Below are 16132 nucleotides of genomic sequence, written 5' to 3'. Positions count from 1 at the left end.
GAATATAAGTTATGTTTAATGATGTTTATGATGTTATAGTTGTTGGGGCTGGTCACGCAGGTAGTGAAGCCGCTGCTGCTGCTGCAAATATGGGTAGCAAAACATTATTAATAACAATGAACCTTCAAAATATTGCTCAGATGTCTTGCAACCCCGCCATGGGAGGAATTGCAAAAGGGCAAATTGTTCGTGAGATTGACGCTTTAGGTGGTTATAGCGGCATTGTCTCAGACACATCTGCTATTCAATTTAAGATGCTCAACAAATCTAAAGGCCCGGCAATGTGGAGCCCTAGAGTTCAAAGTGACCGAATGCGTTTTGCTGAAGACTGGAGAATGCTTTTAGAAAAGACACCTAATTTGGATTTCTACCAAGAAATGGTGTCGGGCTTAATTGTGAATAAAGGAAAAGTTGAAGGCGTTAAGACATCCCTTGGAATTGAGGTTAAAGCAAAAACAGTTGTATTAACTAATGGTACTTTTCTAAATGGATTAATCCATATTGGTGAAAAGAATTTTGGAGGTGGTAGAGCAGGTGAAAGAGCCGCAACAGGAATCACAGAGCAGCTTGTTAATTTAGGTTTTGATTCTGGAAGAATGAAAACAGGAACACCTCCAAGAGTTGACGGACGTTCTTTAGATTATTCTAAAATGACAGAGCAACCAGGAGACGAAAATCCAGATAAGTTTTCTTATTTGGACACAACCCAAACTCTTAAAAATCAACGTTCATGTCACATGACATACACCAGTGAAGAAGTTCACGATTTACTAAGAGAAGGCTTTGACCGCTCACCTATGTTTAATGGAAGAATTAAAAGTGTAGGCCCAAGATATTGCCCTTCTATAGAAGATAAGATTAATCGCTTCGCGGACAAAAACAGACATCAATTATTTGTTGAACCAGAAGGTTGGAACACATGCGAAGTTTATGTCAATGGGTTCTCCACATCACTTCCAGAAGATATTCAGTTCAAAGCATTACGGTCTGTTGTTGGTTTCGAAAATGTAAAGTTTTTTAGACCGGGTTATGCTATTGAATACGATTATTTTCCGCCAACACAATTAAAGCACACATTAGAAACTAAGTTGGTTGATGGTTTATTTTTTGCCGGACAAATCAATGGAACAACCGGTTATGAAGAAGCCGCATCTCAAGGATTAATGGCTGGAATAAATGCTAGTTTACAGGTTCAGGAAAAAGAAGCTTTTACACTCCGAAGAGATGAAGCTTACATAGGTGTACTAATAGATGACCTGATTACCAAAGGAACGGAAGAGCCTTATCGTATGTTTACCTCTAGAGCAGAATACAGAACCTTATTAAGACAAGACAATGCGGATTTTAGGTTAACACCTAAAGGTTTTGATTTAGGATTAGCTTCTGAAAATCGTTTAAAAAGAATGGAAGAAAAGCAGTCTAAATCAGATAATTTTGTCCAATTTTTTAAAGACACAAGTGTAGACCCAAAAGAAATAAACCCAATTCTTGAAGCTAAAAACTCTGCTCAAGTTAAGCAGAAGGACAAGATGTTTAAGTTGTTTGCTAGACCCAATATTACTATAGATGACATGAGAAAAGTTGTGTCTGTAAATGACTATGTGGTGGAAAAAAATCTAGACAAAGAGGTTTTAGAACAAGCCGAGATTCAGGTTAAATATGCGGGGTATATTGAGAAAGAAAAAAGTAATGCGGATAAGCTTCAGCGTTTAGAGAATGTCAAAATTCCAAAAGATTTTGATTACTCAAAATTACAATCTATGAGTTTAGAGGCTAGAGGAAAGCTTAACGACATACAGCCCGTTACAGTTTCGCAAGCATCTAGAATTAGTGGAGTCTCTCCTGCAGATATTTCAGTTTTATTAGTTTATTTAGGAAGATAATTATCATGTGTTCCACGTGGAACACGAGCTTAATTTTTATAATTCTGTTCCGATAACTATTGGAATTATTCAGAATCTATTATAAATGAAAAACAAAAATATATTTATAGCCTTAAAAGATCATTCCGTTTCGGGAGAACAATTTGAATTGGTTTATAATCAATATGAGGGTATTCTTAAAACACACCCACAACCTCATGCGGATAAGTTGTCTAAATATTATGAAAGTGAAGATTACATTTCTCATACCGACACAAAAAGAAATCTTTTAGAGCAAGTTTATCATCTAATAAGAAAACGCGCTTTAAAGAATAAATTACGTTTAATTAATTCGTTCAAATCAGATGGAAAAACACTACTAGATGTTGGTTGCGGAACGGGAGACTTTCTTAAAACAGCTAAAGAAGATAACTGGAATGTTTCAGGAATCGAACCTAATCCAGATGCTCGAAAAATTGCCAATTTAAAAACAGAAAACACAGTTTTTGATATTCCTAAGCTTTCAGAATTTGGCGCCAATAGTTTTAATGTCATTACACTTTGGCATGTGTTAGAACATTTGCCAAATATGGAAGAACACCTCCGGATTTTCAATCGCCTTTTAAAACCAAATGGTCATTTGGTAATTGCGGTTCCAAATTATAAAAGCTACGATGCGGAATATTATAAATCCTTTTGGGCAGCTTATGATGTGCCAAGACATCTTTGGCATTTTTCTCAAAACGGAATAAAACGATTAGTTGAGAGCTTAGGATTTACTTCTCATAAAATAGCACCGATGCTTTTTGATTCATTTTATGTAAGCTTACTTTCTGAAAAATATAAAAGAGGATTCATGAATCCTTTTAAAGCATTTTGGGTTGGGTTAATGTCAAACCTCAAAGCAAAACGCTCAGGAGAGTATTCGTCTTTAATTTACACCTTTAAAAAGTGCTAAAACTCTAAATAAAGCGTTTTAAGGGGTTTTAAGCGTTTAACACTAAAGATTGTGTTGGGTTAAAATGAACGAGCTAAATTCACACTTAATTTCAGTCCATTTTCAATAGGTAATAATTATTATTAAAACAGTTTTCAATAGAAAAAACTAATGACGAATATTTAATGCCGATTATCGGCCAACTTTTATACATTTGCCAAAATTTAATTTCAAAAATCAAGACGACATGAAAAATATATTTAGACTATTAGCAATCGCCATTTTATTTTCTTCTTGCCAAGAACAACAGAAAATAGGTTTTATAGATAATGGGGATGTTATCAATGAATATAAAATGAAAATTGATGTAGAGGAAACTTATAAAGTCAAAAAAGAAGTATTTGAAAAACGAATGGATAGTATTAATAGAGACTTTCAGGTTGAAGTTAAAGCTTTTCAATTAGCTCAAGCAAAAATGTCTCAAAATAAAGCTCAAGAAAAATACAATGAGCTAGGTCAAAAAAACCAACAATTAACACAACAATTCCAAATAGAACAACAAGTCATGCAACAAGCTTTTGCTAAAGAAATGGATTCTATTATTTCTAAAGTTGATGATTTTGTAAGTGAATACGGAAAGGCTAATGGTTATACATTTATTCTAGGAAAAAATGAAGCCGGTAGTGTAATGTATGGTCAGGAAGCAAACGATTTAACCAAAACCATTACTGAAGCATTAAATGCCGAATATAAACCAGAAGAAAAAGAATAAAAAAAACACACACAAGTGCTTGAAAGTTAGGCGTTTGCTTGACTTTTTTTGTGCAATAACCTTGTTAGCTTTATTGACAAATCGGTAAGGATAATTTTAGAATTTCCATTACGCTCAATATGGTATATAGCATCTTGAAGCTCTTTAGATATTTCTAAAATATTTGCATCATGAACAAAAGGCGCAAATTTTTCAAGCTTAAAACTATCCGATTTTGGTTCTAAATAGACCAACTCATTTGCCTTATAATTTAGCAACATAGCCTGTCTAAAATAGTTAATACAAAAATGTAAAAATTGCTTCTGAGTTTCTCGACCTGTTTTTGCTATTTCTTCAGACCAGCCAATCAAATCACGAATAGCAGATTTATTACCTTTTGCTTTAAAGGCGGAGCGCACCCAAATAATAAACCATTTCTCGAACTGAATGTCTTCACTATCTTGATAAATTAGGTCACAAGCTTTGTTGAAATTTCCATTAGACTGCTGAGCTATTTTGTTAGCAATACTTTGCTCTATCTCGTACTTTTTAACCAAAGCTTTGGCGATAACCACTTCAGCTAAAGGTGGAAAATGAAGCACTTGACATCGCGACCTAATGGTGCCAATAATTTGTTCTTCTTCCTCTGCAATGAGAATGAAAATGGTTTTTTCTGGCGGCTCTTCAATAAGCTTTAAAAGCTTATTAGCACATGCGGTATTCATTTTTTCGGCCATCCAAATAAGCATCACCTTGTAACCACCTTCATAAGCTTTTAGGCTTAATGATTTTACTATGTCTTGAGCTTCATCAACACCAATCTGACCTTGCTTATTGTCAACGCCTAACATTTTGTACCAGTCAAATAAATTACCATAAGGTTGTTGATCGACTAGCTGTCGCCATTCTTCTAAAAAATGATTAGAAACCGGGTGGCGTTTAATCTTATCGTTAGTAGTTACAGGAAAGGCAAAATGCAAATCAGGATGTGACAGGTTATTAAACTTAAAGTTACAGGCTTGATTTCCTTCTGTATTTTCAGAATTGGTATTGCTACACAAAATGTATTGAGCATATGCAATTGCCATAGGTAAGGTCCCAGAACCTTCAGGGCCAACAAACAATTGTGCATGCGGAATACGACCAGCATCTGCACTTTTGGTGAGGTGATTTTTTATATGATGTTGCCCTAAAATTTCTGAAAAAAGCATAAAGCAAATCTATGTAAAAAAATTAGGTTTCTAATCTATATATTTGTTCAATAAAACTTACGTAATGAAAACCATAAACGACTTCAATTTTAAAGATAAAAAAGCCTTAATTCGTGTTGACTTTAACGTACCTCTCAATGAAAATTTTGAGGTGACTGATGACACTAGAATTAAATCTGCTAAACCTACAATTATTAAAATTCTTGAAGACGGTGGAAGCTGTATTTTAATGTCGCATTTAGGGCGCCCAAAAGGTGTTCAAAATGAGTTTTCTTTAAAGCATATCGTTGATAAGATTGAAGACATTATTGGTGTAGAAGTAATTTTTGCTGAAAATTGCATTGGAGAAAAGACAGAAGAATTAGCGTCAAATCTTAATCCGGGGCAGGTTTTATTACTTGAAAATTTACGCTTTCACGAACAAGAAAAATCTGGAGATAGAGATTTTGCTGAACAATTGTCAAAGCTGGGAGACATCTATGTTAATGATGCTTTTGGTACTGCGCATCGCGCACATGCATCAACAACTATTGTGGCTCAATTTTTTTCAGAGCATAAATGCTTTGGCTACTTATTAGCTCAAGAGATAGAGAGTATTCAAAAAGTTATGGAAACTGGAGAAAAACCAGTATTAGCAGTACTCGGAGGCGCAAAAGTGTCTTCAAAAATCACCATAATTGAAAATATTTTAGACAAAGTTGACCACCTGATTATTGGTGGAGGTATGACCTTTACTTTTATAAAAGCACAAGGAGGAAGCGTTGGTGATTCTATCTGTGAAGACGATAAAATGGAGCTTGCCTTAGATATTTTAAAACAGGCCGAAGCTAAAAATGTAAAAATTCATTTACCCATAGATGTACTGGCAGCTAATGCTTTTAGCAACGATGCAGAAACTAAAGTTGTAGATGTTACACAAATACCTGATGGTTGGCAAGGTTTAGATGCTGGCCCAAAGTCAAAACTAATTTTTGATGACGTTGTAAAGCAATGTAAAACTATTTTATGGAACGGTCCATTAGGTGTTTTTGAAATGGAAAGTTTTGCCAACGGAACAATAGAGCTGGGTAATTCTATTGCCGAAGCAACTAAGAATGGTGCATTTTCTTTAGTTGGTGGAGGAGACTCTGTTGCAGCAGTAAAACAGTTTGGATTCCAAAACAAGGTAAGTTATGTAAGTACAGGTGGAGGCGCAATGCTTGAGAGCTTAGAAGGAAAAACATTACCTGGTATTGCTGCGATTCTAGATTAATTATTTTAAAACAAAGCACGATTTTAACTGCATTTTTCGTTAGCATTGTTAAAACAATCAATATATGAGTATTAAAAATCTTTTTTTATTTACAGCGGTTGTATTGATGAATATGTCTGCTTCTTCGCAAGGCTCCATTCCTAAGCCAACAAAAAAGCGTATTACAGAAAAGGATTTTGTATCTGGCAAAACCTACGCTATTGATACAATTATTGGTGGTATAAAGTATTATAAAGAGTATACAGAAAATCAAACAAAAACCAAACAGTCTAAAACCACCCAAAACAAAGCAATTGATGGTAAGCTAATTACGGAAAAAACCATTCCTGCAGTAAAGGATACTACCAAAATAAAAACCTTAGATGATAATGAGCTAGCTGCTAAGATTGATGAAAAATGGCTTGAAGAATTGTACAGTAATTCACTTTACGATACTATTTACAAATCGGTAACCGAGCTTGATTACAAACCTGTAGATTATCCAGAATTGTCAACGGACACTTTAAAAGCAAGGTTAAAGCGACTTAATGCTCGCACCCCTTTTAATATTGAATATAATCCATCATTAGAAAGTGTCATTAAGCGTTATTTAAAAACACGTAGAACGTCTATGGAGCGACTTATGGGACTGAGTCATTTTTATTTTCCGATGTTTGAAGAAGCTTTGGATAAAGAAGATATTCCGTTAGAAGTTAAATATCTAGCTATTGTTGAATCTGCTTTAAAACCAAGAGCACGTTCTCGAGTTGGTGCAACGGGTTTGTGGCAGTTTATGTTTGGGACAGGAAAAGAGTATGATTTGGATGTGAGTAGTTATGTAGATGAGCGTCGAGACCCAATAAAATCAACTGAAGCTGCAGCAAAATATTTAGCAAGATTATACAAAATTTTTGGCGATTGGGATTTAGCTTTGGCGTCATATAACTCTGGCCCAGGTAATGTGTCCAAAGCCATTAGGCGTTCAGGCGGTTATACTAATTATTGGAATATAAGGCAAAATCTTCCACGTGAAACAGCTGGGTATTTACCAGCATTTTTAGCTGCCATGTATATTTTTGAATTTGCCGATGAGCATGGTTTTAAACCAGAGCGACCAAAATACCAATATGTCGAAACTGATACGGTTCGTGTAAAGCAAATGATAACCTTAGACCAAGTAGCAGAAGTTACAGATGTTAAGATTGAAGAGCTTCAATATTTAAATCCGTCTTATAAATTGGATATTATTCCATTTATAAAAGATGAAAATTACACACTTCGTTTACCACGATATGCTATTGGCAGTTTTGTAGCAAATGAGGATAAAATATATGCTTTTGCAAAAGCAGAATTAGATAAGCGCGAAAAGCCTTTGCCTCAGTTTTTTGAGAACGACACTAAGGTAAGGTATCGTGTGAGAAGTGGTGATTATTTAGGAAAGATTGCACGTAAATATGGTGTTAGGGTAAGCAGTATAAAGCGATGGAACGGATTACGCAGTAATAACCTTAAAATAGGGCAGAGACTAACAATCTATCCAAGAAATCCAGTTACCAAATCGTCGTCTTCGACACCACCTAAAACAAAGTCTAAAAAACCAATAAGCACCACAGGTAAAAACACCTATAAAGTCAAATCAGGAGACTCTCTTTGGAGTATTGCGCAGAAATTTTCTGGAGTTTCTGTTCAGAATTTAAAAGATTGGAACGATATTAGTAGTAACAAACTTAAAATTGGAATGACTCTTGTAGTGTCCAAGTAAACCAATTCAAAAATTTCAATAAAATGAAACATATTATTTCCCTTTTTTGCTTGTTTTTAGTGTTAAGCTGTAATGAGAAAAAAGATAATGTACGCTACCTTTCAGAATCATCAGGAAATATCAATTCTATATCTGTAGTTGCTGATAATATATTGTGGGAAGGTCAGGTCGGAGAAGCTGTTCGTGAAGTATTAGCTGCACCAGCTAAAGGGTTACCTCAGGACGAACCAATGTTTTCTTTAAGGCAAATCCCAACACCTGTTTTTAGTGGATTTGCGGCAAGAAGTAGAACGGTTCTTAAAATCGAAAAAACAGATGAATCAGGTATTTTCATAAAAGAAGATGTGTATGCAAAACCGCAAACAATAGTAGTCGTAAAAGGAAAAACCGATCAGGATATTATAAATCAACTGAAAGAAAACACACCTAAGATTATTGATGCTTTTACAAAAAGAGAAGTTGAAGAAAAACTCAGGCGTATTAATAAATCTTTACTAAAGGACGAAGCAATGGAAAATGCTATGGGTTTTACAATAGATATACCATCTGCATACAGAATAGCTAGTGCAAGTGATGATTTTTATTGGGTTAGAAAAAGCTTAAGCAATAACAAAACTATGGATTTGATGTTTTACAGCTACCCATTAGATTCAATTAGTAAAACTGATAGTACGGTAGAAGATATCATTAATATGAGAGACACTATGATTGCCAAAGGGATTCCAGGAGAAGATGGCATGCAGATGATTACGGAAAAAGCCTATGCACCTTCAATATACGAAGCTATAATAGACAATAAACCAGCCTATGAAATTAGAGGTGTTTGGAAAATTGCAGATGAAAAAATACCTATGGCCGGTCCGTTTGTAAACTATGCTATTGAAGACAAAGTAAATAATAGATATTTGGTGGCTGAAGGTTATGTATATGCGCCGTCATTAGATAAAAGAGAATATGTTTTTGAACTGGAGTCTATTATAAAGTCAATTAAGATTAAATAGTAAATATGACTTATAAAAAAAGCCAACTCATTAAAGTTGGCTTTTTTGTTTTATTGTAAAAGGCTTTATTTCTCCTCTTTCTTTTCAGAAGAATCCTCTTTACTTGCGTCTTTAAATTCTTTTATACCACTACCTAAACCTTTCATTAATTCTGGAATTTTCTTTCCGCCGAATAATAAAATAATAGCTAGTCCGATAATAACCCACTGCCATGGACCTATTACTAAAAATATTGACATTGTAATCATAATAATTAAATTAGAGAACAAAGTTAATAATTAAAGTTTAATTACTGCGTTATTGGGCTAACTTTAGGATTTAATAACTTAGCAATAGCGGTATTTTATATACTTTTGTTTCAATATGGCTAATAAAGCAAAAAAGAAAAAAGAACTTAAAAAAAAGCTGCTTCACAAATATCGATTAGTGGTATTAAATGAAGACACTTTTGAAGAGCGCTATGCTATTAAGCTCAATAGGCTTAATGTATTTGTTATAACTGCTTTATCTACAATTTTTTTAGTTGGCTTTACAACACTTTTGATAGCATATACACCTTTAAGAGAATATATACCTGGTTATTCTTCCACATCTTTAAAGAAAAAAGCTACGGTTTTGACATATAAAGCAGACTCTTTACAACAACAATTATTAATTAACGACAGGTACTATGCTTCAATAAGAAAAGTGCTTACGGGAGATGTTACTGATGTAGAGTTTAATAGAGATTCTATTATTGAAGCCGCCAAGAATGAAAATATTGTAGATATTTTTCCAAACAAAGAGGACTCATTATTAAGAGCAAAAGCAGCAAAAGAAGATAAATACAATCTTTTTGATTCTGAGACAAACAGTTCAAATTTTGTGTTATTTCCTCCGCTTAGCGGAACAATCTCTGAAGGCTATAATCTTGAAGAAAAACATTATGCTGTAGACGTAGTTGCCCCAGAAAACACACCTGTAAAATCTACAGCTGATGGTACGGTAATATTTTCAGAGTGGGCCGTATCTACAGGTTATGTTGTTATTGTTGAGCACAGTAATGAACTTATCTCTATTTACAAGCACAATGGGTCTGTTACCAAAGAACAAGGAGATTTGGTAAAAGCAGGAGAAGTTATTGCAATGTCAGGTAATACTGGTGAGTTAAGTACAGGGCCGCATTTACATTTTGAGCTTTGGAGTAAAGGCTATCCAATTAATCCTACAAACTTTATTGATTTCCAATAATGGCATCTATTAAAGCATTATTAGCAAAACCGTTTGCAAAAAAAGTCGCAAAGCGTATTAAAAAATGGTCTTCAAACCCAATTGAAACCCAAGAAAAAGTATTTCAAAAATTAATATCGGAAGCAGCTGGCACAACATTTGGGAAAGACCACGATTTTATTAGTATAAATAATCATGAAGATTTTGTAAAACGTGTTCCTATTAGAGATTACGAAGCATTAAAGCCTTATGTAGAACGTGTTGTTGATGGCGAAGAGGATATATTATGGAGAGGTAAACCCATTTATTTTGCAAAAACCTCAGGCACAACTTCTGGTGCAAAATATATTCCTATCACTAAAGAAAGTATGCCAAGTCATGTTGAGGCAGCTCGAAATGCGATTTTAATGTACATTAACGAAACTGGTAATACGAGTTTTGTTGATGGCAAAATGATTTTTCTTCAAGGAAGCCCCATTTTAAAAGAGCAAAGAGGAATTCAGTTAGGCCGACTTTCAGGCATTGTTGCGCATTATGTCCCTAAATATCTTCAGAAAAACAGATTACCAAGCTGGGAAACAAACTGCATAGAAGATTGGGAAACTAAGGTCGATGCTATTGTAGAAGAGACATTACCAGAGAATATGACTATTATCTCTGGAATTCCGTCGTGGGTACAAATGTATTTTGAAAAACTAATTGAAAAGACAGATAAAAAAGTAGGAGATATTTTTAAAAACTTTAATCTTTTCATCTTTGGCGGTGTTAATTACGAACCTTATCGTGCTAAGTTTGAAAACTTAATTGGTAGAAAAGTAGACAGTATAGAACTGTACCCAGCAAGTGAAGGCTTTTTTGCATTTCAAGACAAGCAAGAAGAAAATGGGATGTTGCTTCAGCTTAATTCAGGCATGTTTTACGAGTTTATTGAAGCAGAACATTTTTTTGAAGAAAATCCTAAACGACACACAATTAAAGACGTAAAAATAGGTGTAAACTACGTTATGATTATTTCTACTAACGCAGGGCTTTGGGCATATAATATTGGTGATACTATTAAGTTTACAAGTATCTCGCCCTACCGAGTTACTGTTTCTGGGCGCATAAAGCATTTTATTTCTGCTTTTGGAGAACATGTTATTGGTAAAGAAGTAGAGCAAGCAATGAACGAAGCTTTAAAAGCATCTGGAGCTTCTATAAATGAATTTACAGTAGCGCCACAAATAAACCCTAAAAGAGGCTTACCTTATCACGAATGGTTAGTAGAATTTGAAAACACACCAATTGATTTCAAAGATTTTTCTAGCAAAATAGAACAATCTCTTCAAGAGCAAAACAGCTATTACAAAGACTTAATTAAAGGTAAAGTTCTTCAGCCATTAAAAATCACACAAATTAAAACAGGAGGTTTTAAAAATTATATGAAATCTATTGGTAAATTAGGAGGACAGAATAAAATCCCAAGATTAGCCAACGATCGCAAGATTGCAGATGCTTTATATAAAAGAGAACTCGTTAAATAGTTTATATTTGCAGGTTAAATACAAGCATGAATAATACTAAAAAAATACATAAAAGAACACGTGCACAACAGAGTTCAAATGCTATTGAGCGGATGTATGTAACAATGCGCCATCTTTTTAATAGAGGCTTTTATAAGCCCATGGGTGTTTCTGGAGAAACGCTGAGAGAAGCACTATTACTTTTAAGACCAGAGATTTATGGCTCCATAGCAGATGAAAAAGCCGAATTAGAAGGTCTTTTGTATGTTGTAGACCGTTTACCTCAAGGTATAGAAGAATGTTCTTTTATAAATCTCACTAGCGATGAAGGTTATGGGGATTCGCATTTTAAGGTTATAATTCCTCCAAAACGAAGACGTAATTGCTATCGTATAGATGATGAGCAGATGAATATTGAAATTACTCGAGGGCGTTCGGAGATTTACGATATTCTTACTCATTTGACGTTTCTTTTTGTAGAATCTCATAAAATAAGTAAACGTGTTTTAATAGATGATGACGGTACAACGATAAGAGATTGGGGTAAGTTAGAGTCTGCTGTGAAAAAGAACAAAAAACTAACTCAAAAAGAGAGAGAAATAGCGATAACGCATACAGCACATATTTTGGGTCGTACGTTTAATGAGATTTCGCAAACTTATGCAGATTTTGCTACGGAGACACAACCAGAACGTTTCTTAAATATCGTATACTGGTTAGGGAAATTAGCAATCGAAGAGACGGTAAATAACAATAAACGCACTGTAACTTTTAGTCCTGTTTTAAGAGAGCGACTAGGGCATCATATCCACGGTGAAGTATGGGCAGATAATATAAAATCTATTCTTAATAAAAACGATTTGTTAAGACGACCAATTCATATCATAAGCGCTAATATGCATAGCGTTATGAATTCTCTTTTTGCAGACACCACTCTAAAAACGTCCAAAGCACCAAAAGATATTTACGAAATTTTTGAAAGCTTAAGTCAACCAGATAATGACGCAATGCGAAATAAGGTTGAAACTATGGCGTTCAAAAACGGAATGACCTACATAAAGGATACTTCGGGCACAAATATTAATGTTCAGATTTTTGATACAGCACAGATAGATTTTTCTAAAGTAGCTTTTGAATACAGCCAAGACAATGCAGAAGACAAAGCTGTTATTATTGTCATGGATTATGCCTTTGGAGAGCAGGCATATGAAACAATGGATGAGCTTTTAAAACCTGTATCTGTAAAAGGAGAAAAGATACACTTAGATGTTAAATCTATATCCATAATGGGCAAAGCAGGTATTCTTCAAGGAGGAAAAGGTGACGTGATGATTCCTTCTGCACATATTTTTGAAGGTACTGCAGATAATTATCCGTTTAAAAATGAGTTAAGTAAAGCAGACATGGTAGATTGCGGTGTTGATGTTTATGAAGGTTCTATGATAACTGTTTTAGGAACATCTCTCCAAAATAAAGAGATATTAAAGTTCTTTAAAAAGTCGACATGGAATGTAATAGGTTTAGAAATGGAGGGTGCTCACTATCAAAAAGCTATACAAGCTGCATCGAGAGTTAGGGGTAGTATTAATGAAGATGTAAAAGTGAGATATGCGTATTATGCTAGTGATAATCCTTTAGAGACAGGTAGCACACTGGCTTCAGGAGGCTTGGGCTCAACAGGTGTAAAACCAACATATGTTATAACAAAAAAAATATTACAACAAATTTTTAATCAGTAGATTATGAGCGAAAATACAAAACCAACCCCACAAAATGAAGAGGTGGACTTAGGACAGTTATTTAAAATGATAGGGCAATTATTTAGAGACTTATCGAAGTTTTTCAGAGGCATTTTTGTTAGACTATTTAGAATAATTATATACACTCTTAAACCATTTGTTAATAATATAAAAATGATTTCTATTGTTTTAGCATTATCTGCAGCTATAGGATTCATAGCTCAGAGATATAGTGCTCCAGTCTATTCATCAGACATGCTAGTAAAACCTTATTTTGAATCAAAATATCAATTGGCAGATAACATCGAGTATTTTAATGCATTAATAAATGAAAAAAATATTAATGAGATATCAAGAATTTTTGAAATTGATAGTTCTGACAGTGCAAGTTTGATAGGTTTTGATATTGAAATTGGACCCCAAACAAAAAACGATCTCATACAGGAATATGATGGGTTTTTAAAAACTATTGATAGTTCAATAGCGGTAGGTATAACATTTAAAGATTATGTTGATAATAGAGATGTTTTGAACGGTACAACTTTTGTAATAACAGCAAAATCAATCAAGAGAGATGTTTTTAAAGATTTAGAAGGTGGATTTACAAGGACATTCGAGAACAAATACTCTCAAAAAAATAAGAAGATTAGAGATTCGTCAATAGTTATTCAACGAACCAAATTATTAAGAGATTTAAAACGAGTAGATAGTGTGCAGAAAATTTATCTCCAAGTTCTGAAGACTGACTCTGAAAAGCAATCAGGAGTCTTACCTTCTGGGGCATTTCCTTTGGCTCAAGAAAAAACGCAAACCAAAGAATACGAGTTATTGCAAGAAGAGATTAAAATTAGAGATGAGCTTAAATTACTAGATGAACAACAGATTGTGGAGAGTGATTTCTATGATGTATTATCCACATTTGAGGAAATTGGTACGGTTGAGCCTAGTTTTTATAAAAATTTTAAATTCACTTTCCCTTTAGCAACATTAATCTTAATTATTCTATTAACCGGTCTATATAAGATTTTCTATTTCATAAAAGACTATGAATAAAACAATTTTAATCACAGGTGGTTTAGGCTTCATAGGCTCTAATTTTATAGAGTACTATTTAGAGAAACATCCTGATTTTAAAATTGTTAACTTAGACAAACTCACTTACGCAGGTGAACTTTCTAATTTAAGCTCTGTATCTTCAAACAACAATTACACTTTTGTTAAGGGAGATATTTGCAGTAAACAACTTGTTCAAGAGCTTTTTGACAAGTACAATTTTTGTCACGTTATTCATTTTGCTGCTGAATCACATGTGGATAACTCAATAGCGAGTCCAGACGCATTTATAAACACTAATGTTGTTGGAACATTTATCCTGTTAGATGCAGCCAGAAGTCATTGGATGGACGGGCCATTTAAAATAAAAAATGACTGTGATGGCAATAGATTCCATCATATTTCTACAGATGAGGTTTACGGTACATTAGGGAAAGAAGGTTTGTTTACCGAAACAACACCTTATGCCCCAAATAGTCCATATAGCGCATCTAAAGCGTCATCAGATTTTTTAGTTAGAAGTTATTTTCACACTTATGGGATGAATGTTGTGACTACGAATTGCAGCAACAACTACGGACCAAAACAGCATGATGAGAAGCTCATTCCAACCATTATTAGAAAAGCCATTAGCGGTGAGCAAATTCCAATTTACGGTGATGGAAAAAACATAAGAGATTGGCTCTATGTTTTAGATCATTGCAAAGGGATTGATTTGGTTTTTGAAAAAGGTAATGCGGGAGAAACATATAATATTGGTGGAAAAAACGAAAGAGATAATCTATATATTGTCAATAAAGTTTGTAGTATTTTAGATGAAGTAAAACCATCAAAATATTCTTATAAAAACTTAATTTCTTTTGTCACGGATAGACCTGGCCATGATTTTAGATATGCAATTGATGCTTCAAAAATTGAAGAAGAATTAGGCTGGAAAGCGGACGAAAATTTTGAATCGGGGATATTAAAAACAGTAAATTGGTATTTAAATAAATATACATCATAGATGAAAGGCATAATTCTCGCTGGAGGTTCTGGTACAAGGTTACATCCACTAACATTAGCGGTTAGTAAACAGCTTATGCCAATTTATGACAAACCAATGATTTATTACCCGTTATCTACATTAATGTGGTCAGGGATAAGAGAGATATTAATTATATCTACACCAGAAGACTTACCACTATTTAAAAAATTATTAGGTGACGGAAGTCAGTTAGGATGCACCTTTCAGTATGCAGAACAATTATTACCAAACGGATTAGCAGAAGCCTTTATAATAGGTGAAAACTTTATAGGAAACGATAAAGTTGCTCTAATTTTAGGAGATAATATATTTTACGGGACAGGCCTATCAGAATTGCTTCGGCAGAACAGTAACCCAGAAGGAGGAATTGTATATGCTTATCATGTTCTTGACCCGGAAAGATATGGAGTTGTTGAATTTGATGAAAATTTTAACGCAGTATCTATAGAAGAAAAACCCAAACAACCAAAATCTAATTTTGCTATACCTGGTATATATTTTTATGACAATACAGTTATTAACATAGCAAAGCAAATAAAACCAAGCGCAAGAGGAGAACTTGAAATTACCGATGTAAATAAGGTTTATTTGAATAATGGAAATCTTAAAGTGAGTATATTAGATAAAGGAACCGCTTGGTTAGATACAGGTACGTTCCAATCACTATTACAAGCCTCTCAATTTGTTGAGGTTATAGAAGAACGCCAAGGTCTTAAAATAGGAGCCATTGAAGAAGCCGCATACACTATGGGCTACATTGATGATAAGCAATTAATTAAACTAGCAAAACCATTAATTAAAAGCGGCTACGGTAAACACTTGTTAAGTTTAGTTAAGAGCAGATAGT

Annotated in this window: 14 protein-coding genes; 12 read left to right on the top strand and 2 right to left on the bottom strand. The window is 34.0% G+C overall.

All coding sequences use genetic code 11. The features are described 5' to 3' along the window. Positions 1-11: 11 nt before the first annotated feature. The 3 genes from mnmG (at position 12) to Q0770_RS07555 (ending at position 3571) form a co-directional block, all read left to right on the top strand. Positions 12-1883 (top strand): tRNA uridine-5-carboxymethylaminomethyl(34) synthesis enzyme MnmG, encoded by a 1872-nt coding sequence (mnmG, locus tag Q0770_RS07565; protein WP_299115628.1) that lies wholly within the window; start codon positions 12-14, stop codon positions 1881-1883. A gap of 85 nt (positions 1884-1968) precedes the next feature. Next, positions 1969-2820, top strand: coding sequence for a class I SAM-dependent methyltransferase (locus tag Q0770_RS07560; RefSeq protein ID WP_299115626.1), 852 nt, complete (start codon positions 1969-1971; stop codon positions 2818-2820). 226 nt (positions 2821-3046) lie between these two features. Beyond that, positions 3047-3571 carry an OmpH family outer membrane protein gene (locus Q0770_RS07555; RefSeq protein ID WP_299115624.1) on the top strand — a complete coding sequence of 175 codons (525 nt, stop codon included), beginning with the start codon at positions 3047-3049 and terminating at the stop codon, positions 3569-3571. Positions 3572-3597: 26 nt separating this feature from the next. On the opposite strand, the gene Q0770_RS07550 is transcribed toward Q0770_RS07555, so the two are convergent. Beyond that, positions 3598-4761, bottom strand: a complete 1164-nt coding sequence (locus Q0770_RS07550; RefSeq protein WP_299115622.1) for a DNA polymerase III subunit delta' — start codon at positions 4759-4761, stop codon at positions 3598-3600. Between the two features lie 64 nt (positions 4762-4825). Here Q0770_RS07550 and pgk point away from each other — a divergent pair, with 64 nt between their 5' ends. The 3 genes from pgk to Q0770_RS07535 all read left to right on the top strand — a co-directional run bounded on the left by pgk (position 4826) and on the right by Q0770_RS07535 (position 8755). After that, positions 4826-6013, top strand: coding sequence for a phosphoglycerate kinase (gene pgk, locus Q0770_RS07545; protein ID WP_299115620.1), 1188 nt, complete (start codon positions 4826-4828; stop codon positions 6011-6013). 64 nt (positions 6014-6077) lie between these two features. Next, positions 6078-7754: a lytic transglycosylase domain-containing protein gene (locus Q0770_RS07540; protein WP_299115618.1), complete on the top strand. Its 1677-nt coding sequence runs from the start codon at positions 6078-6080 to the stop codon at positions 7752-7754. Between the two features lie 23 nt (positions 7755-7777). Next, the gene (locus Q0770_RS07535; RefSeq protein ID WP_299115616.1) at positions 7778-8755 is read left to right on the top strand and encodes a DUF4837 family protein; all 978 of its coding nucleotides are present in this window, start codon (positions 7778-7780) and stop codon (positions 8753-8755) included. 65 nt (positions 8756-8820) lie between these two features. Here the strand turns inward: Q0770_RS07535 and Q0770_RS07530 are convergent, their stop codons facing one another. Further along, positions 8821-9003 (bottom strand): twin-arginine translocase TatA/TatE family subunit, encoded by a 183-nt coding sequence (locus Q0770_RS07530; RefSeq protein ID WP_299115614.1) that lies wholly within the window; start codon positions 9001-9003, stop codon positions 8821-8823. Between the two features lie 115 nt (positions 9004-9118). Here Q0770_RS07530 and Q0770_RS07525 point away from each other — a divergent pair, with 115 nt between their 5' ends. From Q0770_RS07525 to rfbA, 6 genes are read left to right on the top strand one after another with little or no spacing between them, the layout of a single operon-like run. Continuing rightward, positions 9119-9985 carry a M23 family metallopeptidase gene (locus tag Q0770_RS07525; RefSeq protein ID WP_299115612.1) on the top strand — a complete coding sequence of 289 codons (867 nt, stop codon included), beginning with the start codon at positions 9119-9121 and terminating at the stop codon, positions 9983-9985. Continuing rightward, positions 9985-11487, top strand: a complete 1503-nt coding sequence (locus Q0770_RS07520; protein ID WP_299115610.1) for a GH3 auxin-responsive promoter family protein — start codon at positions 9985-9987, stop codon at positions 11485-11487. Before Q0770_RS07525 ends, Q0770_RS07520 begins: the two co-directional genes overlap by 1 nt. 26 nt (positions 11488-11513) lie before the next feature. Next, positions 11514-13205 (top strand): hypothetical protein, encoded by a 1692-nt coding sequence (locus Q0770_RS07515; protein WP_299115608.1) that lies wholly within the window; start codon positions 11514-11516, stop codon positions 13203-13205. A 3-nt stretch (positions 13206-13208) separates the two neighbouring features. After that, positions 13209-14258 (top strand): hypothetical protein, encoded by a 1050-nt coding sequence (locus Q0770_RS07510; RefSeq protein WP_299115606.1) that lies wholly within the window; start codon positions 13209-13211, stop codon positions 14256-14258. Further along, positions 14251-15264 carry a dTDP-glucose 4,6-dehydratase gene (gene rfbB / locus Q0770_RS07505; RefSeq protein WP_299115604.1) on the top strand — a complete coding sequence of 338 codons (1014 nt, stop codon included), beginning with the start codon at positions 14251-14253 and terminating at the stop codon, positions 15262-15264. The genes Q0770_RS07510 and rfbB overlap by 8 nt, the downstream gene beginning before the upstream one ends. After that, positions 15265-16131, top strand: coding sequence for a glucose-1-phosphate thymidylyltransferase RfbA (gene rfbA / locus Q0770_RS07500; RefSeq protein ID WP_299115602.1), 867 nt, complete (start codon positions 15265-15267; stop codon positions 16129-16131). It abuts the gene before it with no gap. Position 16132: the final 1 nt, after the last annotated feature.

The sequence above is a fragment of the uncultured Winogradskyella sp. genome (assembly GCF_947501905.1).
In the GTDB taxonomy this organism is placed as follows: Bacteria; Bacteroidota; Bacteroidia; order Flavobacteriales; family Flavobacteriaceae; genus Winogradskyella.
Note: the sequence above shows the minus strand (reverse complement) of the source record. Positions and strands in the feature narration are given on the sequence as shown.